Annotated in this window: 17 protein-coding genes; 8 read left to right on the top strand and 9 right to left on the bottom strand. The window is 73.2% G+C overall.

Features of this window, described 5'->3' with window-relative positions:
- Positions 1–171: 171 nt before the first annotated feature.
- Positions 172–909 (top strand): MIP/aquaporin family protein, encoded by a 738-nt coding sequence (locus CTZ28_RS07680; protein WP_121888473.1) that lies wholly within the window; start codon positions 172–174, stop codon positions 907–909.
- A 21-nt stretch (positions 910–930) separates the two neighbouring features.
- Complete coding sequence (glpK, locus tag CTZ28_RS07675) at positions 931–2,448, top strand: glycerol kinase GlpK (RefSeq protein ID WP_121888472.1); 1,518 nt, start codon at positions 931–933, stop codon at positions 2,446–2,448.
- Between the two features lie 121 nt (positions 2,449–2,569).
- Here glpK and CTZ28_RS07670 read toward each other — a convergent pair whose 3' ends face one another.
- From CTZ28_RS07670 to CTZ28_RS07650, 5 genes are read right to left on the bottom strand one after another with little or no spacing between them, the layout of a single operon-like run.
- Positions 2,570–3,175, bottom strand: a complete 606-nt coding sequence (locus CTZ28_RS07670; RefSeq protein WP_121888471.1) for a GTP-binding protein — start codon at positions 3,173–3,175, stop codon at positions 2,570–2,572.
- On the bottom strand, positions 3,156–6,773 hold the full coding sequence (locus CTZ28_RS07665; protein ID WP_121888470.1) for a hydantoinase B/oxoprolinase family protein: 3,618 nt from the start codon (positions 6,771–6,773) through the stop codon (positions 3,156–3,158). Before CTZ28_RS07665 ends, CTZ28_RS07670 begins: the two co-directional genes overlap by 20 nt.
- Before the next feature lie 24 nt (positions 6,774–6,797).
- Entirely contained in the window at positions 6,798–7,193 is a 396-nt protein-coding gene (locus CTZ28_RS07660) for a DUF742 domain-containing protein (protein WP_121888469.1), read from the bottom strand.
- Positions 7,194–7,202: 9 nt separating this feature from the next.
- On the bottom strand, positions 7,203–7,637 hold the full coding sequence (locus CTZ28_RS07655; protein WP_121888468.1) for a roadblock/LC7 domain-containing protein: 435 nt from the start codon (positions 7,635–7,637) through the stop codon (positions 7,203–7,205).
- The gene (locus CTZ28_RS07650; protein WP_121888467.1) at positions 7,634–10,471 is read right to left on the bottom strand and encodes a nitrate- and nitrite sensing domain-containing protein; all 2,838 of its coding nucleotides are present in this window, start codon (positions 10,469–10,471) and stop codon (positions 7,634–7,636) included. Before CTZ28_RS07650 ends, CTZ28_RS07655 begins: the two co-directional genes overlap by 4 nt.
- A 420-nt stretch (positions 10,472–10,891) precedes the next feature.
- Between CTZ28_RS07650 and CTZ28_RS07645 the strand changes: the two genes are divergently transcribed.
- Positions 10,892–11,416 (top strand): hypothetical protein, encoded by a 525-nt coding sequence (locus tag CTZ28_RS07645; RefSeq protein ID WP_121888466.1) that lies wholly within the window; start codon positions 10,892–10,894, stop codon positions 11,414–11,416.
- A 147-nt stretch (positions 11,417–11,563) separates the two neighbouring features.
- Here CTZ28_RS07645 and CTZ28_RS07640 read toward each other — a convergent pair whose 3' ends face one another.
- The 4 genes from CTZ28_RS07640 to CTZ28_RS07625 all read right to left on the bottom strand — a co-directional run bounded on the left by CTZ28_RS07640 (position 11,564) and on the right by CTZ28_RS07625 (position 19,744).
- Positions 11,564–16,264, bottom strand: a complete 4,701-nt coding sequence (locus tag CTZ28_RS07640) for a coiled-coil domain-containing protein (RefSeq protein WP_121888465.1) — start codon at positions 16,262–16,264, stop codon at positions 11,564–11,566.
- Between the two features lie 68 nt (positions 16,265–16,332).
- Entirely contained in the window at positions 16,333–17,211 is an 879-nt protein-coding gene (locus CTZ28_RS07635) for a hypothetical protein (protein ID WP_121888464.1), read from the bottom strand.
- Between the two features lie 53 nt (positions 17,212–17,264).
- Positions 17,265–18,791 (bottom strand): hypothetical protein, encoded by a 1,527-nt coding sequence (locus CTZ28_RS07630; protein ID WP_121888463.1) that lies wholly within the window; start codon positions 18,789–18,791, stop codon positions 17,265–17,267.
- Positions 18,792–19,036: 245 nt separating this feature from the next.
- Positions 19,037–19,744, bottom strand: coding sequence for a GntR family transcriptional regulator (locus tag CTZ28_RS07625; RefSeq protein WP_121888462.1), 708 nt, complete (start codon positions 19,742–19,744; stop codon positions 19,037–19,039).
- A 141-nt stretch (positions 19,745–19,885) separates the two neighbouring features.
- Between CTZ28_RS07625 and CTZ28_RS07620 the strand changes: the two genes are divergently transcribed.
- From CTZ28_RS07620 to CTZ28_RS07600, 5 genes are all read left to right on the top strand, one after another.
- On the top strand, positions 19,886–21,205 hold the full coding sequence (locus CTZ28_RS07620; protein WP_121888461.1) for an MFS transporter: 1,320 nt from the start codon (positions 19,886–19,888) through the stop codon (positions 21,203–21,205).
- Positions 21,202–22,032 carry a putative hydro-lyase gene (locus tag CTZ28_RS07615; protein WP_121888460.1) on the top strand — a complete coding sequence of 277 codons (831 nt, stop codon included), beginning with the start codon at positions 21,202–21,204 and terminating at the stop codon, positions 22,030–22,032. Before CTZ28_RS07620 ends, CTZ28_RS07615 begins: the two co-directional genes overlap by 4 nt.
- A 66-nt stretch (positions 22,033–22,098) precedes the next feature.
- The gene (locus tag CTZ28_RS07610) at positions 22,099–22,857 is read left to right on the top strand and encodes a LamB/YcsF family protein (RefSeq protein WP_121888459.1); all 759 of its coding nucleotides are present in this window, start codon (positions 22,099–22,101) and stop codon (positions 22,855–22,857) included.
- Positions 22,854–23,471: a 5-oxoprolinase subunit B family protein gene (locus CTZ28_RS07605; protein WP_121888458.1), complete on the top strand. Its 618-nt coding sequence runs from the start codon at positions 22,854–22,856 to the stop codon at positions 23,469–23,471. Before CTZ28_RS07610 ends, CTZ28_RS07605 begins: the two co-directional genes overlap by 4 nt.
- Positions 23,468–24,337, top strand: a complete 870-nt coding sequence (locus tag CTZ28_RS07600; RefSeq protein ID WP_121888457.1) for a 5-oxoprolinase subunit C family protein — start codon at positions 23,468–23,470, stop codon at positions 24,335–24,337. The genes CTZ28_RS07605 and CTZ28_RS07600 overlap by 4 nt, the downstream gene beginning before the upstream one ends.
- Positions 24,338–24,341 lie beyond the last annotated feature (4 nt).

Genomic DNA, 24,341 nt, shown 5'->3' with positions numbered 1-24,341 from the left:
TCCTGAGCCATGGCCCGCTCCCCACGGACGATTCGGCTGCGACGGCACGCTCGTCACGGCCGCCGGGCTGGGCGCGGGATTCTCCCTGCCCTCGGCGGAGGTCGCCAAGGGAACCGTTCCTGCACGGAGAGCCGGGGCAGATCCCCCGGGAACCAGCGCCTAGGAGCCGCCATGAGCAATGCAGACATATTCATCGGCGAGATCATCGGCACCGCGATCCTGGTCCTTTTCGGTGCCGGTGTCTGCGCCGCCGTCACCCTCAGACACTCCAAGGCGCGGGCCTCGGGCTGGGTCGTGATCGCGTTCGGCTGGGGATTCGGTGTGCTGGCCGGCGCGTACACCGCGGCTCCCCTGTCGAGCGGTCAGCTCAATCCCGCGGTCACCATCGGCATCGCCGTCGACACCGGCACCTGGGACAAGGTCTGGGTGTACCTGCTGGGTCAGATGGTCGGCGCGATGCTCGGCGCCGTCCTCGCGTACCTCGTCTACCTGGCCCAGTTCCAGGCGAACGTGCGCAAGGAGGACTCGGCGGAGGAACCGACCCCGACGCTCGGGGTCTTCTCCACCATCCCGGAGATCCGCAATCCGGTGGCCAACCTGATCACGGAGATCATCGCGACGATCGCTCTCGTCCTGCCGATCCTGGCCTTCGGCCTGACCGAGGGGCTCGGCGAGTCCGGCACCACCGTACTGATCGTCTCGCTGCTCGTGGTCGGCATCGGACTCTCCCTCGGCGGGCCCACGGGATACGCCATCAACCCGGCGCGCGATCTCGGCCCGCGCATCGTGCACGCCTTCCTGCCGATCCCGAACAAGGGCACGTCCGACTGGGGTTACGCCTGGGTCCCGGTCGTCGGCCCGCTGATCGGCGGGGCGCTCGCGGGCCTCATCTACCACGCAGCCTTCTGACCCAGCGACCAAGGGACAGCCATGACGGACACCGCCGAGAAGTACGTTGCCGCCATCGACCAGGGCACCACCTCGAGCCGCTGCATCATCTTCGACCACGGCGGCGCGATCGTCGCGGTCGACCAGCGCGAGCACCGTCAGATCTTCCCCGAGCCGGGCTGGGTGGAGCACGACGCCACCGAGATCTGGTCCAAGGTGCAGGCCGTGGTCGCGGGCGCGCTCGCCAAGGCCGGGCTGCGCGCTGACCAACTCAGTGCGCTCGGCATCACCAACCAGCGGGAGACGACGGTGCTGTGGGACCGGGCGACGGGCAAGCCCGTGCACAACGCGATCGTCTGGCAGGACACGAGGACGGCGGCGCTCTGCAACGAACTGGGCGGCTCGGACGGGCAGGACCGTTTCCGCGAGCAGACCGGGCTGCCCCTGGCGAGCTACTTCTCCGGTCCCAAGGTCGCCTGGCTCCTCGACCATGTGCCGGGGCTCAGGGAGCGCGCGGAGCGTGGTGAGATCGCCTTCGGCACCGTGGACTCCTGGCTCATCTGGAACCTGACGGGCGGCACCGACGGCGGACGGCACGTCACCGACGTGACGAACGCGGGCCGCACCCTGCTGATGAACCTGAAGACCCTGCAGTGGGACCCGGCCGTCCTCGCCGCGATGAACGTGCCCGAGGCGGTCCTCCCGGAGATCAGATCGTCCGCGGAGGTCTACGGGACCGCCGTCGGCCAGCTCGCCGGCGTCCCCGTCGCGTCGGCGCTGGGCGACCAGCAGGCCGCCGTGTTCGGACAGGCCTGCTACGACGTCGGCACCGCGAAGAACACGTACGGCACCGGCAGTTTCCTGCTGCTCAACACCGGGAACCGGCCGGTCCCGTCCAAGAGCGGGCTGCTGACGACGATGGGCTACAAGATCGGTGGTGAGGCGCCGGTGTACTGCCTGGAGGGGTCCATAGCGATAACGGGTGCGCTCGTGCAGTGGTTCCGCGATCAGCTCGGGATCATCAGCAGCGCCGACGAGATCGAGCCGCTGGCGGCGCGTGTCGAGGACAACGGCGGCGCGTACATCGTGCCCGCCTTCTCGGGCCTGTTCGCCCCGTACTGGCGCTCCGACGCGCGGGGCGTCGTCACCGGCCTGACCAGGTACGTCACCAAGGCCCACCTGGCGCGTGCGGTGCTGGAGGCGACGAGCTGGCAGACACGCGAGGTCGTGGACGCCATGTTCCAGGACTCCGGCGTGCGGATCACCACGCTGAAGGTGGACGGCGGCATGACCAGGAACAACCTGCTCATGCAGCACCAGGCCGACGTGCTGGGTGTGCCGGTGGTCCGGCCCAGGGTCTCCGAGACGACCTGTCTCGGCGCGGCCTACGCGGCGGGCCTGGCGACCGGGGTGTGGAACGACCTCGACGAACTCAGGGCGCACTGGCAGCGGGACGCGGAATGGACGCCGTCGATGGAGGCGTCGGTTCGCGACCGCGAGTACCGGAACTGGCGCAAGGCCGTGGAGAAGAGCCTCGGCTGGCTGGAGGAGGCCGAGTAGCCGGCGGGAGCCGTGTTCCACACGCGCGTGCCCCCGAGAACGCGCACGCGCGCGTGAACCCGCGCAGCGGACCACGGCCCGTACCCCCGTCGGCGGGCGTACGGGCCGTGCGCGGACCTCATCACGTGGTGACGGATTTCTGGCGCTCGGTCCCGTACGCCATCGCGTGCTGGACGACTCCGATGAGCACCTCCTTGACCGACCGGCGGTCGCGGGCGTCACACAGCATGAGCGGCACGTCGTCGTCCAGGTCGAGGGCCTGGCGGACATCGTCCGCCGGGTAACGCGCCGCTCCCTCGAAGCAGTTGACGCCGACGAGGAACGGTATGGAAAGCCGCTCGAAGTAGTCGACGGCGGCGAAGCAGTCCTCCAGGCGGCGGGTGTCGGCGAGGACGACCGCGCCGAGCGCGCCCTCGGACAGCTCGTCCCACATGAACCAGAACCGCTGCTGCCCGGGGGTGCCGAAAAGGTACAGCACCAGGTCCTCGCGGAGCGTGATCCGGCCGAAGTCCATGGCCACGGTGGTGGTGTGTTTGCCCTCGACGCCGCTGGTGTCGTCCACCGGACGCCCTGCCTCGGTGAGCAGTTCCTCCGTGCGCAGCGGCCTGATCTCGCTGACCGCGCCGACCAGGGTCGTCTTGCCCGCGCCGAAGCCGCCGGCCACCAGGATCTTGAGCGTGACGGGCTCGACCGGGGCCTTGTCGCGCTCAGAACGCCCGAAGATCATCGATCTCTTCTCCTGCTTGATGGGGGTGTGGTGCCGGCCGGCCGTAGCCGCCGCCACCGGGGGTTTCGATGACGAGTACGTCGCCTGGGCCGACGTCCGCCGAGTCGCTGCCGCCGAGTTCGGTGACCGAGCCGTCGGCCCGCTCCACCCGGTTGGCGCCGAGCGCGCCCGGGCTGCCGCCCGCCATGCCGTAGGGCGGGACCCGGCGGTGCTGGGACAGCGTCGAGACGGTCATGGCCTCGTGGAACCGGATGCGGCGCACCGCGCCGTCCCCGCCGGGCCACTGTCCGGTTCCGCCGCTCCCCTGCCGGACCGCGAACGCGTCGAGCCGCACGGGCAGGCGCCATTCGAGGACTTCGGGGTCGGTGAGCCGCGAGTTGGTCATGTGGGTCTGCACGACGCTCGCGCCGGGGAAGCCGGCACCGGCACCGGACCCGGAGGCGACGGTCTCGTAGTACTGGTGCCGTTCGTTGCCGAAGGTGACGTTGTTCATGGTCCCGGAGCCCTCGGCCTGGACGCCGAGGGCCGCGTAGAGGGCGCCGGTGATGGCCTGGGAGGTCTCGACGTTGCCCGCGACGACGGCCGCGGGCGGCTCGGGCGCGAGCATCGAGCCGGCCGGCACGACGATCTCCAGGGGGCGCAGACAGCCGTCGTTGAGCGGGATGTCGTCGGCGACGAGGGTACGGAAGACGTACAGGACGGCCGCGTTGACCACCGAGAACGGTGCGTTGAAGTTGGTGGCGAGCTGCGCGGACGTGCCCGTGAAATCGATGGTCGCGGAGCGGCCGGCGCGGTCCACGCGCACGCGTACCCGGATGACGGCGCCCGCGTCGGTCTCGTAGGCGTACTCGCCGTCGTCCAGCGCGTCGATGACACGGCGGACGGCCTCCTCGGCGTTGTCCTGGACGTGCCGCATGTAGGCCTGGACGACGCCGAGCCCGAAGTCCTCGATCATGCGGCCGACCTCGTCGACGCCCTTCTGGTTGGCGGCGATCTGCGCGCGCAGGTCGGCGAGGTTGGTCCCGGGGTTGCGGGTGGGGTAGGGCGCCTCGGTGAGCAGGCGCAGGGTCTCCTCCTCGCGGAAGCGGCCGTCCTCGGCGAGCAGCCAGTTGTCGAAGAGGATGCCTTCCTCCTCGATGGTGCGGCTGTTCGCGGGCATCGAGCCGGGTGCGATGCCGCCGATCTCGGCGTGGTGGCCGCGGGAGGCGACGTAGAACAGGATCCGGTCACCGTCCGTGTCGAACACGGGCGTGACGACGGTGACGTCCGGCAGGTGGGTTCCGCCGTGGTAGGGGTCGTTGACGGCGTAGGTGTCACCGGGCCGCATCGAGTCGCCGCGGCGGCGGATGACCTCTTTGACGCTGGTGCCCATCGAGCCGAGGTGGACGGGGATGTGCGGGGCGTTGGCCACCAGGTTTCCGTCCGGGTCGAACAGGGCGCAGGAGAAGTCGAGGCGTTCCTTGATGTTGACGGACTGGGCCGTGGACTCCAGCCGGGCGCCCATCTGTTCGGCGATGGACATGAACAGGTTGTTGAAGACCTCCAGCAGCACCGGATCGACTTTCGTGTCGAGATCGGAACTCTGCGTAATCGCCGCGCGTTCCATGACCAGATGCCCGTCGTCGGTCGTCGCGGCCGTCCAGCCGTCGTCGACGACGGTCGTCGCGCCGGCCTCGGTGATGATCGCGGGGCCGGTGACGAGCCGTCCGGGAGGCAGCGCCTCACGGCGGTGGAGGGGTACGTCGCGCCAGGCGCCGCCGGTGTGGAGGCGGACGGTCTCGGGCGCGGCGGGGCGGCTCTCGTGGACGGCGAGGGCGGACAGATCCGGGGGTTGGGTGATGCCGGTGGCTTCGACGGAGAGGGCTTCGACCACGACGGGGCGGTCGAGGGTGAAGGAGTACGTGGCGCGATGACGTTCTTCGAAGGCGTGCCTCATGGTGTCGGGCTCGGTCAGCTCGATGGTGAGGACGGTGTCCGTGCCGTCGTAGCGGAGCTGGGCGCGGCGGGTGACCTCGATGCGGTCCTCCGGGATGTCCTCGGCCAGGAGTTCGGCGCGGGCGGCGGTCTCCAGGTCGTCGGCGGTCGTGCGGACGCCGGGCATGGAGGCGGCCTCCAGGGGGGCCTCGACGGACTGCTCGCGCATCGCGGTGGTGTCGGCGAGGCCGATGCCGAGCGCGGACAGCACACCGGCCATGGGGGGCACGAGCACGGTGCGGATGCCGAGCGAGTCGGCGACCATGCAGGCGTGCTGCCCGCCCGCCCCGCCGAAGGTGGTGAGGGCGTAGCGGGTGACGTCGTGCCCCTTCTGGACGGAGATCCGCTTCACGGCGTTGGCGATGTTGGCGACGGCGATCTGCAGGAAGCCCTCGGCGACCTGTTCGGGGGTGCGGTCGTCCCCGGTCCGCTCGCGGATCTCGTGCGCGAGGGCGGTGAACCGGTCGCGGACGAGATCCGCGTCCAGGGGCTGGTCGCCCTCGGGGCCGAACACGTTGGGGAAGTGGGCGGGTTGGATGCGGCCGAGCATGACGTTGGCGTCGGTGACGGCGAGCGGTCCGCCGCCGCGGTAGCAGGCGGGTCCGGGGTCCGCGCCCGCCGAGTCGGGACCGACCCGGTAGCGGGAGCCGTCGAAGTGCAGGATCGAGCCGCCGCCCGCGGCGACGGTGTGGATGTCCAGCATGGGCGCGCGCAGCCGGACGCCGGCGATCTGCGTGGTGAAGACGCGCTCGTACGCGCCCGCGAAGTGCGAGACGTCGGTGGAGGTGCCGCCCATGTCGAAGCCGATGACCCGGTCGAAGCCGGCGAGCTGCGACATGCGGGCCATGCCGACGATGCCGCCGGCGGGTCCGGAGAGGATGGCGTCCTTGCCGCGGAACTGTCCGGCTTCGGCGAGCCCGCCGTTGGACTGCATGAACATCAGCCGGACGCCGCGGAGCTGGTCGGCGACGCGCTGGACGTAGCGGCGCAGCACGGGCGACAGGTAGGCGTCGACGACCGCGGTGTCGCCACGCGGGACGAGCTTCATCAGGGGGCTGACCTCGCTGGACAGCGAGATCTGCGGAAAACCGGTGCGGACGGCCAGCTCGCCGATCGCCTTCTCGTGGGCGGGATGCAGATGGCTGTGCATGCAGACGACGGCGACGGCGCGGATCCCGTCGTCGTACGCCTCCTGGAGCGGCCCCCGCAGGGCGTCCAGGTCGGGTGCGCGCAGTACGGTGCCGTCGGCCGCGATCCGCTCGTCGACCTCGATGACGCGTTCGTACAGCGGCTGGGGCAGATCGATGCGGCGGGCGAAGATGCTCGGCCGGTTCTGGTAGGCGATGCGCAGGGCGTCGCGGAAGCCGCGGGTGATGACCAGCAGGGTGCGCTCGCCCTTGCGTTCCAGCAGGGCGTTGGTGGCGACGGTCGTGCCCATGCGGACGGTCTCGATGGGTTCCGGGGAGCCGTCGAGGAGTTCGCGGACGCCGGCGACGGCCGCGTCGGCGTACCGCGCGGGGTTGTCGGACAGCAGTTTGTGCGTGAGCAGGCGGCCGTCCGGACACCGCGCGACGATATCGGTGAAGGTACCGCCCCGGTCGATCCAGAACTGCCAGCCTGTCACGTCACTTCTCCGCTTCCGCGCCGGTCACAGCGCCCGGAGGCCGTTGATCACGTCGCGCAGAATACTCTCGTCCGGCAGTTCCGCCGGGGGTACGGGACGTGTCACGTGGACGAGTTCCCCGGCCACGAGATCGCCGACGAGGACCCGCACCACGCCGATGGGCAGGTCCAGTTCCGCCGCGAGTTCGGCGACCGACTGGGGGGTGTTCCGGCAGAGTTCGACGATGTCCACGTGTTCCGGGGACAGCATCTGGTCCGCTTCCGGATCGCCCACGTGGGGTTCCGTGACGACCACCGCGATCAGATCGAGGCGGTGCTGGCCCGCACTGGTGGTGCGGCCACGCGTCATGGCGTACGGACGGACGACCGGTCCGGCCTCGTCGTCGAACCAGTGGCTTCTTCCCTGACCGTCTCCGCTCATGTCATCCCACTACCCGCCCGCGGGCAGATCGGTGCGCGGGGCGGCGCCCAGATGCGCGCCGACCCGCTTGACGAGGAGCGTCATCTCGTAGGCGACCTGGCCGACGTCGGAGTCCGCGTCGGAGAGGACGGCCAGGCAGCTGCCGTCGCCGGCCGCCGTGACGAAGAGGAAGGCCTCGTCGAGTTCGACGACCGTCTGGCGGACACTGCCCGCCTCGAAGTGCCGGCCCACGCCCTTGGCGAGGCTGTGGAATCCGGACGCGACGGCGGCCAGGTGCTCGCTGTCCTCCCTGGTCAGCTCCTTGGACACGCCTGTGGCCAGTCCGTCGCCGGAGAGCACGACGGCCTTGCGGATGCTGGCGACCCGGTCGACGAGGTCGTCGAGGAGCCAGTTGAGCGCGCCCTTGTCCGGTGCGGTGTGGCCGGTCGCCTTTGGTGCGGTCATCGACCGTCCCCCTTAGTCGTTCCTTGTGCGGTGCCGTTCCGGGCCCCGTCGCCCGCGGCGTTCTCCTCCCGGCCGCGCTGCCAGCCGCGCTGGAGCGAGGCCATTCGGCTGCGCACCTCTTCGGCGTCACGCTCGGCGGGTTCCGTCTCGCGTCCGGGCCGGCGTGCGGGACCCTGCTTGAGCTGCGGGGCGAGGCTGGCCTGCCGTACTCGCCTCGGCAGCTGTCCCGGGCCGGATCCGGTCTCCTGCGGTGTGCCGCCGGTGGCCGGGGCGGCGCCGCCCCGGCCGTCGCCGGAGTCGTTGTCCGGGCGGCGGTTGCGCTGGGGGAGCTTGGTGGCCTCGAACGGTTCTTCCGGGCCGTCGGCCGAGGATTCCGCGCGCGCGTCGGAACGGGTCGCGGGTCCGGTGCCGGGACGCGGGGACGGCTCGCCCCGGCGTCGGGAGGGCAGCGGCGCCAGATGGGGGTCGGCACTGGGCGGGTCGGCCGGGGACGGCTCGTTCTCCTCGTCCCGGCGGGAGCGCTGTTCCTTGATCGGCCGGCCGTGCGAGCTGACCAGCTTGGGCGTCCGGCGGCGGGGCAGCGCCACAGGGGAGTCTGGGCGGTCGTCCGTCCCCGCCGGGTCCGCCGTGCCGGAGGGCTGCCGATGATCCGCGCCGGTTCGGCCCGCGGCCTCGTCGTCGGCACGGGCGCGGGCACGGCGGGCGCGGAAGAGTCCGCCGCGTTCGCTGTACTCGTCGGTGAGGGCGCCCGGGACGTTGCCGAGGGCGTCCAGGTCGACGGGCGCCTCCAGTTCGACCGGGCCGTCCAGGGCCGGCGCAGCGGGTCGGCCCGGCAGCTGCACCGGCACCTGAGCGAGAGCGGCGGCCCGCCGTTCCCCCTGGTCGGTGGCCTCGGCGGTCCGCTTCCGGTCGAGGCGGAAGCCGACGCCGTTGGTGTCGGGGACGTCGTCGGTCAGCAGCACGTCGGGGATGAAGACCACCGCGGTGGTGCCGCCGTAGGGGGACGGCTGCAGCGAGACACGGACGTTCTGGCGCTGGGCGAGACGGCTGACCACGAACAGGCCGAGCCGGTCGGTGTCGGAGAGTTCGAACTCCGGTGTCTCGGCGAGCCGGAGGTTGGCCTCCAGCAGTGCTTCGGCGGCCATGCCGAGGCCCCGGTCGTGGATCTCCAGGGTGAAGCCGTTGGCGACCCGCTCGCCGAGGACCTGGACCGCCGTGTGCGGCGGGGAGAACACGGTGGCGTTCTCCAGCAGCTCGGCCACCAGGTGGGTGAGGTCGGCGACGGCCGGGCCGGTGACGGCGACGCGCGGCAGCCGGCGGACCTCGATGCGCTCGTAGTCCTCGACCTCGGCGACGGCGGCACGGACGACGTCCATCAGCTGGACGGGTTTGCGCCACTGGCGCGAGGGGGCGGCACCGGAGAGGATCACCAGGCCCTCGGCGTGCCGGCGCATCCGGGTGGTGAGGTGGTCGAGGCGGAACAGGTCGGCGAGTTCGTCGGTGTCCTCGGTCCGGCGCTCCATGCTGTCGAGCAGGGTGAGCTGCTTGTGCAGCAGCACCTGGCTGCGCCGGGCGAGGTTGACGAAGACCTCGGAGACACCGGCGCGCAGTTCGGCCTGCTTGACGGCGGCCTCGACGGCGGCGTGCTGGAGGGTGTTGAGGGCCTGGCCGACCTCGCCGATCTCGTTCTTGTCGTACTCCAGGCGCGGGGCCTCGGTCTCCACGTCGATCTTTTCGCCGGCGGACAGGCGGCGCATCACGCTGGGCAGCCGGACGCCGGACGCCTCGTGCGCCTCCTGGCCCAGTTGCCGCAGATCGCGGATGAGTCCACGGCCGACGCGCACGGACAGGACGAGAGAGACCAGCAGCGCGGCCAGTCCGAGCAGCCCGGCGACGGCCGCCTGGATGATCACGCTCACCGCCACGGGGCGGGTGCGGTCCTGATAGCGGTCGCCGACCTGGTCGTCGAGGGTGCGCAGCTCGTCGAGCACGGTGCCCGCGGCGGCGTCCCAGCTCTTGGCGCCGACCTCTTTCGGGGTGCCGGCCCCGGAACTGATGACCGCCTCCTCGGCCACGCGCACCGGCGCGGTGGTGGCGTTCTTCCAGAACCGGTCGTAGCGGTCGCGTTCGGACGCCGGCAGCAGCGGCAGGCTGATGTCGTACAGGAGGGTGCGTTGGGCGACGAGGTCGGAGATGTCACGGGCCTCGTCCCGGGTGAGCCGGCCGACCACCAGGGCGGATCCGAGCAGGGCGTCCTCGCGGGAGAAGAGTTCGCGGGCGCGGTTGATGTTGACGAGGGCGCGGGCCTGTGTGTCCATCTCCACGTCGTCGACGCCGTCGAGGCTCGCCAGCAGCGAGTAGCAGGGGTCGACGACGCGGTTGTAGAGGTCCAGGGCCTGGTGGCGGGTGACCGTGCCGTCCTCGACGCTGCGGCGCAGGGAGTCGACGCCGTCGAAGGCGTCCAGGACCGCGGTGAGGCGTTCGCCGTCGGCCGCGTTCATGCTGTCGCGGACGCCGGAGTTCTCGGCGTTCTTCCGGATCTCGGCGATGGCCGCGTCGCTGGCGGTCCGGGTGCGGCGCAGGGCGCCGAGGGCGTCGGAGGCGCGCGGGTCGGCCAGGTGGACGAGGGTCTGGCGGCGTTCCTGCTGCAGGGCGCGGACGGTGTCCTGGGTGGGGTACTCGATCTTCTCCACCACGTGCGACACATCGAAGACCCGGGTGACCTCCCGTCCCGTGAGCACGGTCGCGAAGGCCCAGATGGCTGCCAGGGACACCAGCGGCACGAGAAGCAGCGCCACGATCTTCCGGCGGATCGACTTCCCGCGAAAGCGCATGGCCTCCCCCAGCTCGGTCCCCCAGCGGACGGGGGTGCACAGATGCGTCAACAAACGGCGCGAGCCTACTACCGTCACACGGTCGGCTCGAAGGCGCGTCCGGAGCCTGAACTTCAGCTTGACCTCCGGGACATGGCGAGTTGTCCGGGCATTACGGGAGATTGCCACCTCGGTTCGAGTGAGCGTGGTCCAGGCATTGGGTTCGGTACGCCGGGACGGTTGGCCGAAATCTTTCGGGGGCGGGAATCTTCGTGACGTGCCGTTCGTCCTTCTCTACGGGAAATGGGGGCGGAATCGGCCACAGGAGCCGCATCCACCATCCTGGCGGCGTAAAACAGCGCAAGCCGGGCAACCACAGGGGAGCCGGTGTCTCGGGGCACCGGAGCGAGGGGTCTGCCGGCGGTGGGGAGTGACACGTTGATGGGCACGGCGGAGCAGCGCGAGGCGTCCGATGGCGGCGCGGCGGAGGGCTGGACGGGGCGGCGGGTCCCGGAGGCGGCGGGTGGCGGCGTTCCGTCGCAGGAGCGGGGTACCGGGGCACAACGTCGGCCGGCGTACCGGCCGTTGTGGGTCGAGGAGCCCGCGCTCAGACGCCGGATGCCCGATCCGGTGCGTACGGCGGCGGTGCGGGCGGTGATCATCATCGCCGTGACGCTGATTCAGGCGGTGGTGGCCTTCCTGTGCACGTTGGCCGGGTCCTGGCTGGCCTTCCCGATGGTGATCAGCAGTGTGGCCAGCACGGTGGTCGCCACGTGGGGCGTGCTCGACGTCTGGGTGACGCGCCAGGTCTGGAACCAGCGGAACGGTGTGGTGTCGGTGCCGAGCAGTACGGCGCGGGCGCTGCGCCGGGAGCGGCGCGCGGCCCGGCGGCAGGCGAAGGCCGCCGCGCGGGAGCGGGACCGGATACGCAGGCGCGGCGGCGCCGGCCAGCTGTCGCACTCCTGAGGCCGGCCCCGGTGCGCGCCGGGCGCCGCGTGTCAGGGCACGGCGGAGCGCACCCGCCGTCACCACGGGCGAGTTCACGTCACGCCCGCAGGAACGGAGAAGGGATCGGGGCGGTCACCGACGGTCCGCGGCGCGCCCCTGACCCGGTCATGGCGTGCTGGGCGCCGGACGCTTGAACATGCGTGTCGCCGTGATCTCGCTGTGCACCGCTTCCCCGGCCGCGGCCTGCTGCGGCAGTCCCGGCCGCAGATGTTCCTCGACGCTGATGTACTTCAGTCCGGCTCGCAGGTCGGCGTCGTTGCGCAACCGGATGACCAGCGGGAACTCGGCCAGTGCCGTCGTGTCGAACAGGCCGGTGGTGTAGAGCAGTTGCACACCGAGCGCGTCGGAGACGGCGCGCTGCAGCTCCAGCAGATAGGTGGCGTTGGCGCGGCCGATGGGGTTGTCCAGGAACAGGGTGCCGGCGTGCCGGTGCTTGTCGCGGCCCCGGTCGTTCGACCGCAGGGCGGCCATCGTGCAGTACAGGGCGATCGCGGCGGTGAGCAGCTGACCGCCGGAGAACACGTCGCCCATCTGTCCGACGGGGACGCGTTCGGCGCGCAGCACGGCGTCCGGCTTGAGGATCTCGACGGCGATGCCCTTGGGCCGCAGCGCGGCGGCGACCCCGCGCAGCAGCAGGGACATGCCGTCGCGCCGCAGGTCGGAGTTCTTCTTCACGGCGGCCCGGGTCGCCTCGTCGATCACCTCACCGAGCCGTTCGGTGAGCGTGGCCTGGTCGGGTTCCTCGAAGCGGATGCGCAGGAACTCCTGCCCGGACCACTCGCCGAGCCCCTCGGGCAGCCGGGACAGCCGCTGGGCGGAGCGCAGGGTGGCGAGTGCCGACTCGACGAGTCCGCGCAGCCGGTCCACGATCGAGTCGCGGTTGCGTTCGAGCTGCGCCAGTTCGTCGGTGAGGACCCGCAGTCGGGGGGCGAAGGCGTCCGCCCACTTCTGGGCGTGCTCGGGCAGCGCGCCGGCGGGCAGCTCGCGGATCTGCTGCCGGGCGGGGGTGCGCACCTGCTCGTAGCGGGTGGAGTTGGCGTGCCGGACCAGGACGTCACCGGCCTCGCGCACGGCGGTCTCGGCGGCGGACAGGTCGGCGGCGCAGCCGCGCAGTGAGCGGCGGGCCTCCGCGGCGGACCGTCTGGCCTCCTCCAGGGAGCCGGGGTACGGCTCCGGTTCGTCCTGGTCCTCGTCGGCGGCGTGCTCGCGCAGCAGGTCGCGGAGCATGGCGGCGACCTCGTCGAAGCCGCCGGCCGCGTCCTCGGCGGTGCGGTGGGCGGCCAGGAGTTCGGCGTGTGCGTCGCGGGCCTGGGTCAACGCCTCGGTGCGGGAGGCGAGTTCGGTCGTGGCGGTGCGCAGCAGCGCCTGGGCGTGTTCGGCGTCGCGCGGGACCAGTTCCCCGGGCAGCTCGGTGTGCGCCCCGCCGTCCTCGGGCGCGTGCCGTTCGGCCTCGCCGCGCAGCCGTCCCAGTTGCTCGCTCGCGGTGGACATACGGGTCTCCAGGAGCTGGACCAGCTCCTCGGCGCGTGCGGCGGCGGCCTGCCGGGAGGGCCCGTCGGAGCCGTCGGGCGACTGGAGCAGTTGTTCGGCCCGGGTGCGGACCTTGTTGCTGAGCCGGTCCAGTTCGGCGCGGGCCGCGCTCTCGTCGCTCTCCGCGCGGGCCTGCTCGGCGCGCAGATCGGCCCCGACCCCCACCTTCTCGTACACCTGGGAGGCGGCACGGTAGGCCTCGCGGAGGGCGGGCAGGGACGCCTTCGAGGCGTCGCCGTCGCCCTCCGCGGCGGGCACGTCGTCGGGTGCGCCCGCGATCTCGGCGCGCTCGGCGCGCAGCGCGCGGGCGGTGCGGCGGGCGTCGTCGGCGGCGCGCTGGGCGGCGCGGCGGTCCTCGTCGGCGGCGCGTGCGCGTTCCAGGCAGGTCTGGGCGCGGGCCTCCGACTCGGCGGCGTCGTCGGCGAGTTCGCGCAGCTTGGCCTGCCAGCCGGAGCGCTCGCGCAGCCGGAAGGCGAGCCCGGCGAGCGCGTCGGCGGCACGCCGGGCCTTCTGCGCGGCCTCCTGGCGTTCGTCGCGGGTCTGGGCGGCCTCGGCGGCGGCTTCGTCGGACTCGGCGCGCACGGTCCGGGCCTCGGCGAGTTCCGCCTCGGATTCCTCGGCGAACACGCGCGCGTCCCGGGCGGCCCGGGCCAGTTCGACGAGCCGTCCCGCCGGGCAGCCGGTGCGCCAGGAGGCGAGCCGCGCGGCCAGCTCCCGGTCCTTGGCGAGCCGTGCGGCCAGGGCGCGGATCTCCTCGTCCCGCTCGGTCGCCCGGGCGCGCAGCGCCTGCCGTTCCTCGTCGGCGGCGTACTCGTCGTGCATGGCCGGGTTCGGCGGTACGAGGAACACCTCGGTGCCGCTCGTGTCGGCGGCGGGGGTCGGGGCGAGCAGGGCGGCAGCCGTGCCGACGGCCACGGCGGACCGCGGCAGGAGTGCCGCGTCCCCGAGGGTCTCGCGGGCGCGCGCGTGTGTGTCCGGGTCGGTGATGATCACACCGTCGACCAGTTCGGGGCGGGCGGCGAGCACGCGCGCGTGGTCGGCCGGGTCGACGGCCTGGGCGAGGTAGCGCCAGCCGGGCAGCGCGGGGATGCCGTGTTCGCCTAGGAACTCGACGGTGGCGAGCACGTCGGGGCCGGGCGGCAGCAGTCCGCCGTCGCCGAGCGCTCCGAGGATGCGGGCGTCGTCGGCGGCGGCGGTGCGCAGCTCGAAGAGGTGCCGTTCGGCGGAGGAGACGGAGTCGTCGAGGAGGGCGCGCAGTTCGTCGGCGAAGCGGTCCAGGTCCTCGGGGGTGAGGGGGCCGTCGCCTCCGGGGCGGGCGGCGTCCGCGGCGGCCTCGGCAGGGGCGCCGGGCGGCGCGCCCGGGTCAGCGGCCCGGGTGGCGTCGCCGCCCGCGCGCGGTGCGGGCACCCCGGCACGCGTGCCGGCCTGGGTGCCCGGCAGGCCGAGGAGTTCGCCCAGCCGCTGCTCGGCGGCCAGTGCCTCGGCGATGCGGTGCTCGGCCTGGTGGGCACGCTCGGCCGCGGTCGCCGCGTCCGCGGCGCGGGCGGCGGTCAGCTCGGCGCGGGACTCGCCGGACGCGGCTTCGCGCGCGTGGTCCGCCGCCTTGCGCGCGGCGTCACGGGCCGTGTCCCAGGCGGCCACGGCGGTCTTCTCGGCGTCGCTGGCCGCGAGGGCGGCCCGGGCGGGGTCCGCGTCGGGGGCGCTGTCGTCGAGCCAGCCCGCGCGCACGGCCTCGGCGGTCTCCTGCTCGACCTCGGTCAGACGCTGCCGGAGGTGTCCGATCTCGCTGCGGGCGCGCTGTGCCTCGGTGGCGGCGGCGGTCGAGTCCCGGTACGCGGACTCCCCTGCCTCCTGGAGGGCGGCCGAGCGCTCCTCCCCCTCGTTGGCGAGGGTCTCGGCGCCCTCGGCGGCCGTGTGCAGGGCCCGTACCAGGTCCACGGCGGCCTTGGCGCGGGCGGCCAGGGCGGGGGCGGCGTCCCGTTCGGCCTCCTGGATCGCGGCGGCCACGCGCGCGACGCGGTCGGCGGCGGCGCGGTGGCGCAGCACGGCCTCGGCCGCCTGCCAGGCGGAGTGCAGGGTGCGTGCGTCGGCCAGTTCGCGTTTCTGCGCGGCGGTGGACTTCTCGCCGGCGGCGAGCGCCAGTGATGCGTGCCGGTAGGCGAGTTCGGCGGCGATGAGCGCGCTGCGCTCGCGCGCGCCCTCGCAGTGGGTGACGGCGTACGCGGCGTCCGTGACCCGCTGGGCGAGGTCGGCGGCCCTCGCCCGTTCCACGACGCCTCGCGCGGACAGCCGCCGCGCGAGGGCGCGGGTGCGGCGCTCGGCGCCGGCATGGATGTCACGCGCGCGTGCCCTGGCATCGGCGGCCTCGACGATCCGCCCGAGCAGATCGACGGAACCGGCGGTGAAGTCCCGTTCGGCGATCAGTTCGGCGCGCCGGCCCAGCTTGTTGCCGAAGCCGCCGACCAGGTCGGCGAGGCCGTCGGTGTCCCGGGTGTCGGTGACCGCGCGCAGCAGCAGGTCGGTGAAGTCGGAGTCCTTCTTGACCGCGAACAGGCCGGCCGCCTCGCCCTCGTCGGCGTTCATCTCCCGCTGGTAGCGGAAGAGTTCGGGGTCGAGGCCGAGGTCGCCCAGGTGCTCGGTCCAGCGCTCGTGGATCTCCTCCCAGTGCACCTCCAGGTGCGGATATGCCTTGCCCGCCTCGGTGATGGCGTCCCGGAAGCCCTTCATGGTGCGCCGGCGGCCCTGGGCGCCCGACTGCCCCTCGACGGGCGGGCGTACGGCCGTGGACTCGGCCACGGGCAGGTTGTCGAGGCTGAGCCCGGGGCCCGGCCGGAAGGAGTACCAGGCCTCGGCGAACTTGCGCGGGTCGTTGGAGACCTGCCGTCCGCGCCACTCGCTGACCTTGCCGACGACGACGCACTCGCCGGTCTGCACGTGCTGCCACTCCAGGGCCACATGGCCGCAGTCGTCGGCGAGCAGGAACTTGCGCAGCACGCCGGAGCTGGCGCCGCCGAGGGTGTTGCGGTGGCCCGGCAGCATCACCGAGAAGATCAGCTTGAGCAGGACCGATTTGCCGCCGCCGTTCTCCAGGAAGAGCACGCCCGCGGGTGCGGGGCGGCGCGGCGGGCCGACGGGCTCTTCCTCGAAGAACTCCGCCTGCATGGGGGCGGGGTCGGGCACCGGCTCGCCCACGCTCCGCAGGTCGAGCACGGTGTCGGCGTAGCGCGCACCGGCAGGACCGATGGAGTAGAGGCGGACCCGGGACAGCTCGTACATGGCGGACTCTCGTGGAAGGTCTTCGAAGGGGCAGGGCTGTGGAACGGCAGGGTGCGGTGGCCGGGCCGTCAGGAGTGGAACGGCAGTCCGGCGTCGGCCACCAGCTCCAGGTCGTCGGTGTCCTCGGCGGGCAGCAGGCTGGCGGTGCCGTCGGTGACCGGGACGACGCCGAGTTCGAGCAGTTCGGCCATGGCGGCGCTGCCGGCCATGTCGCGGACCTGGAGCTGGTAACGCGCCGTGGTGCGGTAGGTGCCGCCGTTGTCGTCGCCGGTTCTCTGCAGGAACCCGGAGTCGGTGAGGAAGGCGACCGCCTTGCCGACGATGCCGGTGGTGGAACCGGCAGGCCGGCGGGCGTCCTTGGTGGCGCCGGTGGCGCTGCGCCGCACCCAGATCCGCCAGGCGGCCTCCAGGCCGGGCGCGTCGGTGGCCGGGTCGGTGTTCTCGCCCTGCTCCGCGGCCCGCTCCTCGAGGCGCCGGCAGGCCTGGCGTACGAACGCGTCGACGCCGTTGACGGAGAGCCGGCCGATGTAGCCGTCGTCGGCGAGGTCCTCCGGGCGGGGGAAGGCCAGCGCGGCGACCGCGAGATGGGCCAGTCCGTGCAGGAACCGGTCTGCGGAGTCGGTGGCGGCGCGGCGGGCATAATCGCCCATGCGCACGGCGAAGACGGAGTCCTCGGCGGCGGTCACCGCCATGCCCGCGCGCGGTGACACCTCCAGCACGACCAGGCCGAGCCCCGCGGCCACGGCGTCCGCGAGCCGCGCGAACACCGGGTCCTCGCGGTGGCGGCGCAGCAGTTCCGTGTACTCCTGGTCGCGGGCGGGCTGCAGTTTGGGCTGGAGTCCGAAGGCGACGAGCCGGGCGGCGTCGGCGGCGTCGGCGGGAGTGACGGCGGAGCCTCCGGGCGTGGCGGCGGGCTCGGGCTCGCTCCGGTCGGCGGGCTCGGTCACGGTCGGGACTCCTTGCTGCGCTGGCCTGGGTGGGGTGGGACGGTCGGGTCCGGTCATGCCGCCTCCGTCCGGTCGGCCGCCATGCCCGCCGCATCCAACAGGGCCGTGCCGACGATCAGGTCGGCGCCGCCGAACTCGGGGTCGTCCAGTTCCGTACCGTCGTCCACGGCGAACAGCAGTTTCTCCTCGCCCTGGCGGTAGGCGGTGCCGACCGGTGGGCTGGCCGCGTGCACGGCCAGCAGCGCCACCAGGTACGGCAGTTCGGGGTCCCGGCGGCGCGCCTCGGTGAGCAGCCCGGACAGCCGGCGCGGCGCGTCCGCCGGCAGGTCCAGCAGTTCTGTGGCCGCGGCCAGTTGCTCGTCGCTGAACCGGCTGTCGTCCGGTGTGGCGATCAGGTCGGGCTCGGGCATCTCGGCGCCCAGGTGCTCCCGCTCCACCGGCGGGGTGAGCAGCAGGTCGACCAGGTCACCGACCCGCACCGACACCGGGGTGCGCAGTCCGGTGCCGCGCGCGAAGAAGGCGTCGGTGACCCGGACCGCCCGCTCCACGGGCAGCGGCAGGACGGGGGCGACGAGATGGCCGTACAGGTCCAGGCCCGAGGTGGTCATGGGGGTGGCGAAGGCCTGCCGGTCCTGTTCGGCGCGGAACAGCGGGCCCGCCTCCAGCAGCCGGGACTGGAGCTGTGTGTGACGCCGGATGCAGTCCTTGACGATGTCGACCAGTTCGGCGGCGCGGCGCTTGTGCCCGGGGTCCTCGGACTCGTCGCGTGCCTTGCGGATGTTGGTGAGGATGGCGTTCTCGTGGCGGTAGCGGTCGGCGACATGGTCCAGGGCCTCGGCGATCATGTCGGGTACGGCGTTGAGCCAGTCCACCGCGCGGACGTTGCGCCGGGTGGCGTCCAGGGCCCTGCGCAGGGTTTCCGAGTACTGCACGGTCCGGTAGCGCGCCTGTTCCGCGGCGAGTTGGGCGTCGGCGAGGCGGCCGCGGTTGATCAGCACCTCCAGCTTGACCTCGGCGGCGATCTGGGCGCTGGTGACGTCGGTGTCGAGGGCGCCGACCAGGACGTTGACGGCCTCGTCGGTGGTGCGGAGGTAGACGGTACCGCCGGGCCCGGGGACCTCCTCGACGAGTTTGAAGTCGTAGTCGCGGCGTACATAGGTGCCGTCCGGCGCGAACGTCCCGTACACGGCGCGGAAGCCGCGGTCGACGCTGCCGACGTTGATCAGGTTCTCCAGGACCCAGCGGGCCACGCGCTCGTGCTCGGCCACCGGGCGGCGCGGGGCCTGGGCGGAGATGCGCGGGATGAGCCGGGCGACGATCTGCTCGTGGTCGGCGCCCGTGTCGAAGTCCATGTTGAGCGTGACCAGGTCGATGGCGGCCAGGGCCACCTCCGCCATCCCGTACACCGAGTACTCGCCCGCGAGGTTGGCCTTGCGCGCGTCGAGGTCGTGCAGCGGCGCGGTGCAGGCGAGCGCGCGCAGCCGCCGCGCCAGCCCCTCGTCGGCGGCCGGGCCCGGGGCCGGGCGCGGCCCCGCGCTGAGCTGGGGCGGAACGCTGTCCGTCGATGCAGGCGAAGTCACGGTGCACAGACTAGGTCCTCCGTCTGACAACAACCCAAACGACGCAGAAGCGACGGGCGTCACAGCGGCGTGAGACGGCCACGGCCGGCACCCCTGCCGCTCGTGGCGGCCCGCGCCCCGGCCCGTGTCTCGGCCGACGCCCCGGCCGTTCGCGGCAGTCCGCGCTCCGGCCACCCGCGACCGCCCCCACTTCCGCCGCTCCCCGCTTCCGCCGCTCCCCTCGGGCGCCGCTCCGGCCGCTCGCCTCAGCCCGCGCCCTGTCCGCTCTCGCCGACCCGCCGCCGGTACACCTCGACGACCCGCTCCAGCGAGTCCGCCAGATAGGTGGCGAGCAGCCGCTCGGCCCCGCCCCGGTCGCCGGCCCGGAGCACCTCCAGGATCTGGCGGTTGCGGGCGAGATAGGGCTCGTGCAGCCGGCGCGGGTCGTCGACGACGTGGAAGGCGAGGCGCAGTTCGGCGAAGACGCTGCGCATCAGCTCGTCGGTGCGCTCGCTGCCGGCGAGGGCGACCAGTTCCCGGTGGAAGTGGATGTTGGCCGTCCCCACCGTTTTCCAGTCATTCTCGGCCGCGGCCACCTGCCCCTCGGTCACCGCGGAGGCCAGCCCGTCCAGCGCGTACGGCGGTTCGCCCAGGCCGCGGACGACGGCGCACTCGACGAGGGCGCGGGTGCGGTAGATGTCCTCGACGTCCTCCACGGCCAGGACCCGGACGAAGACGCCCCGGTTCAACTCGTGGACGAGCAGGCGTTCGTGTGTGAGCAGCCGGAACGCCTCGCGCAGGGTGTTGCGGGAGACGCCGAGCGCCCCGCCGATGCCGTCCTCCGACAGCCGGGTGCCCGGCGGGAAATAGCCCTCGGCGATACGGCTTCTGAGGATGTCCGAAACCCGTTCGGCGGTGCTGGTGCGCCCCAGGAGCGCGCGGTCACCGGCCAGTCCCGTCAGCTGCTCTGCCATGCCGGAATTCAAGCGCAGATACAAGGACGAAACAACATGGGTATTGAAGGATCGTTGAACGATCCTCTACGGTGCTCCGCACGGCACGGTTCCGGCACGGCTCAGTTCCCGCACCCTCCGTCCCTCATCTGCGAGGTGCCCATGAGCTCGACTCCTCCACCGCAGGCCCTGTCCACCGGCGTACGGTCCGGTACGGGTGAACACTCTTCCGACGACGGCCCGTTGGGCTGGCTGCGCGACCTCGGCCCGCGTGGCCGACGGGCGTTCGCCGGAGCTTTCGGCGGATATGCCCTGGATTCCTACGACTACTTCACGCTGCCGCTGAGCATGGTCGCGCTGGCGGCGTACTTCGGCCTGGACAGCGGCCAGACCGGCCTGTTCACCACCGTCACGCTGGTGGTCTCCGCGATCGGCGGCGCCGCCGCGGGCGTGCTCGCGGACCGGGTCGGCCGGGTCCGGGCCCTGATGATCACGGTGATCACCTACGCGGTCTTCACCGTGGCCTGCGGCTTCGCACCCAACTACGAGACCCTGCTGGTGTTCCGCGCCCTCCAGGGCCTCGGCTTCGGCGGCGAGTGGGCGGTCGGCGCGATCCTGGTCGCCGAGTACGCGAGCGCCAAGCACCGGGGCCGCACGCTCGGCGCGATCCAGAGCTCGTGGGCCGTCGGCTGGGCGCTGGCCGCGATCGTCTACACCCTGGTCTTCTCGTTCCTCGGCGACGATCTGGCCTGGCGGGTGATGTTCTGGACCGGCGCGCTGCCCGCGCTGCTCGTGGTGTGGCTGCGCCGCCGGGTGCACGACGCCCCGGAGGCGGCGGCGGTCCGCGAACGGAACCCGCAGCGCGGCTCGTTCGCGGCCATCTTCCGGCCCGGCACCGCCGCGGCACCGGGCCTGCTGCGCATCACGCTCTTCGCGGGCCTGCTGTCCACCGGCGTCCAGGGCGGGTACTACACGCTGGCGACCTGGGTGCCGACGTACCTGAAGACGGAGCGCGGCCTGTCGGTGGTGGGCACCGGCGGCTATCTCACCTTCCTGATCTCCGGCGCCTTCCTCGGCTATCTGACCGGCGGCTATCTCACCGACCGGCTGGGCCGGCGCCGCAACATCTGGCTCTTCGCGCTGCTTTCGGCCCTCTGCATCCTGGCGTACGCGAACATCCCGAGCGGCGCCAACGGCGTGCTCCTGGTGCTGGGCTTCCCGCTCGGCTTCTGCATGTCGGCGATCTTCAGCGGCTTCGGCTCCTACCTCAGCGAGCTGTACCCGACGGCGGTGCGCGGCACCGGACAGGGCTTCACCTACAACACCGGACGCGCGGTCGGCGCCGTCTTCCCGACCCTGGTGGGCTTCCTGGCCGACAGCTGGGGCGTCGGCGGCGCGCTCGTCTTCGGCGCACTCGGATACGGCATCGCGGCGCTGGCGCTCCTCGGGCTGCCGGAGACGCGCGGAAAGGAACTGGCATGACCGGCACCCCTCGTACCGAGGACCGCCCCCTGACCCTGGTCGACGCGCACGCGCACGCGTGGCGTCCGGTGACCGCGCGGGCCCGCTTCCGCGAGGGCCTGTCCGGTCCCACGGCCGGCGTCGCCGCGGGCCACACGCAGGCCAACCTGATCTCGGTGCCGGCCGACTGGGCCTACGACATGCTGCTGTTCTGCCAGCGCAACCCCAAGCCCTGTCCGGTGCTCGACGTCACCGACGCCGGTTCCTGGCGCACGGTGCTCGCGGACGGCGCGGATCTGCGCACCGACCTGCCGCGCTACCGGGTGTGGCACGACGGACGGCTGGTGGACGAGCCGACGGACGTGCGCGCCCACTGGCGGGACGACCTGGTGTCGTTCCTGATCGGCTGCAGCTTCACCTTCGAGTGGGCGCTGGCCGGGGCCGGCGTGCCGATCCGCCACGTCGAGCAGGGCCGCAACGTGCCGATGTACGTGACCACCCGCCCGTGCCGGCCCGCCGGGCGGGTGCGCGGCCCGATGGTGGTGTCCATGCGCCCGGTGCCGCCGCATCACCTGGCGGCGGCGATCCGGGAGAGCAGTCTGCTCCCGGCGGTGCACGGCGGCCCGGTGCACTGCGGCGACCCGGCCGGGCTCGGCATCGACGACCTGGACCGGCCCGACTTCGGGGACCCGGTGGACCGCGCGCCTGACGACATTCCGGTGTTCTGGGCCTGCGGGGTGACCCCGCAGGCCGCCGTGATGGCGTCCCGGCCGCCGTTCGCCATCACGCACGCGCCGGGCCAGATGTTCCTCACCGACGCCCGCGACGAGCAGTACCGCGTGGTCTGAGACGCAGCGGTACCGCGCGGTCCGGGACCCGCGGTACCGCGGTCCGAAAGGAGACTCGGAAGACCCATGACCTCGATCGATCTGAACGCCGACCTCGGCGAGGGCTTCGGCCGCTGGCGGCTGACCGACGACGAGCGGCTGCTCGCCGTCGTCAGCAGCGCCAACGTCGCCTGCGGCTTCCACGCCGGGGACGCGGCCACCATGCGGCGGGTGTGCGAACTGGCGGCCGAGTGCGGGGTGACGATCGGCGCCCAGGTCTCCTACCGGGATCTGGCGGGGTTCGGGCGGCGCGCGATGGACGTGCCGCCCGCCGAGCTGGCGGCCGAAGTGGCCTACCAGATAGGCGCCCTGGAGGTGTTCGCGCGGGCGGCGGGCGCGCGCGTGGGGTACGTCAAGCCGCACGGGGCGCTCTACAACCGTGTGGTGCGCGACGAGGAGCAGGCCGCGGCGGTGGTCGACGGGGTGCGCCTCGCCGACTCCGCGCTCCCCGTGCTGGGGCTGCCCGGCTCGCGCCTGCTGGCGCGGGCCCGCGCGTGCGGACTGCCGACCGTCACCGAGGCGTTCGCGGACCGTGCGTACACCGACGAGGGCACGCTCGTGCCACGCGGGCAGGACGGCGCGGTGGTCACCGACCCGGAGGCGGTCGTGGCGCGCTCCCTGGAACTGGCCCGCGACGGCGCGGTGACCGCCCGCTCCGGCGCGCGCGTCGCGGTGCGCGCCCGCTCGCTGTGCCTGCACGGGGACACCCCCGGGGCGGTGGAGCTGGCACGCCGGGTGCGCGAGCGCCTGACGGCGTCGGGCGTCCGGGTGGAGGCCTTCGCATGAGGGCGCTGGCCGTCGGCGACCGCGCCCTGCTCGTGGAGGTCGCCTCGGGCGAGGAGGCACGGGCGCTGCACGCGGAACTGCTGCGCCGCCGCGCGGAGGGCTCCCTGATCGTCGACGAGATCGTGCCGGCGGCCCGTACCGTGCTCCTCGACGGCCTGGCCGATCCGTCCGGCTGGGCCCGTGAACTGACCGCTGCCGAGGTGCCGCCCGCCCCCGCACACACGCGTACCGTCGTGACCCTGCCGGTGCGCTACGACGGACCGGATCTGGCCGAGGTCGCCGCCCACTGGGGCGTGCCCGAACCGGAGGTGGCCCGCATCCACGCGGCCGCCGAATTCACCGTCGCCTTCTGCGGGTTCGCCCCCGGCTTCGGCTATCTCACCGGCCTGCCCGCCCGTTACGACGTGCCGCGCCGGGACACCCCGCGCACCGCCGTCCCGGCCGGGTCCGTGGCGCTGGCCGGTCCTTACACCGGCGTGTACCCGCGGTCGTCCCCGGGCGGCTGGCAGCTGATCGGCACGACGGACGCGGCCCTGTGGGACCACGCGCGCGTGCCGGCCGCCCTGCTCACTCCGGGCGCGCGCGTCCGCTTCGCGCCGGTGGCCACGGCATGACGGACCGTGCGCTCGTGGTGGTCCGGGCGGGGGCCCTGACCACCGTGCAGGACCGGGGGCGGCCCGGCCACGCCCACCTCGGCGTGCCCCGCTCGGGGGCGCTGGACGGGCCCGCTGCGGCACTCGTCAACCGGCTGGTCGGCAATCCGCCGGGCGCCGCGGTCCTGGAGACGACGCTCAACGGCTGTGCCCTGCGGCCCCGTTCGACGGTCGTCATGGCCGTAGGGGGCGCGCCGAGCCCCGTCCGGGTGGGCGGGCGGCCGGTCGCCTGGGGCGCGCCGGTGGTGGTACCGGCCGGGCAACTGCTGGAGGTGGGAACGGCCGTCCTGGGGGTGCGCGCCTATGTGGCCGTGTCCGGCGGTCTCGATGTCGAGCCGGTCCTCGGCAGCCGGTCCACGGATCTGCTGTCAGGGCTGGGTCCTGCGCCGCTGGCGGACGGCGTGGTGCTGCCCCTGGGTGACCCGCCGGGTCCGCACGCGCGCGTGGACGTCGCCCCGCAGCCGCGTCCGCCGGCCGAACTCGTGCTGCGCGTGACACCGGGCCCGCGTGACGACTGGTTCACGCCACGGGCCGTCCACGACTTCACGTCCCGGGTGTACCGGGTGTCGTCCGCGAGCAACCGGATCGGGCTGCGCACGGAGGGGCCCGCTCTGGAACGGGCGCGGGCCGGTGAACTGCCCAGCGAGGGCATGGTCCTGGGGGCGGTCCAGGTGCCGCCGGACGGCCGTCCGGTGGTCTTCCTCGCGGACCACCCGACCACCGGGGGCTACCCGGTGATCGCGGTGGTCCGCGCCGCCGACCTGCCGGCCGCCGCGCAGGCGGTGCCCGGCGTCCCGGTCCGTTTCGTGGCCGTGCGGCGCCGCTGAGCGC

The organism is Streptomyces shenzhenensis (assembly GCF_003688995.1).
In the GTDB taxonomy this organism is placed as follows: Bacteria; Actinomycetota; Actinomycetes; order Streptomycetales; family Streptomycetaceae; genus Streptomyces; species Streptomyces shenzhenensis_A.
This window is presented reverse-complemented; position numbering and strand designations above follow the sequence as displayed.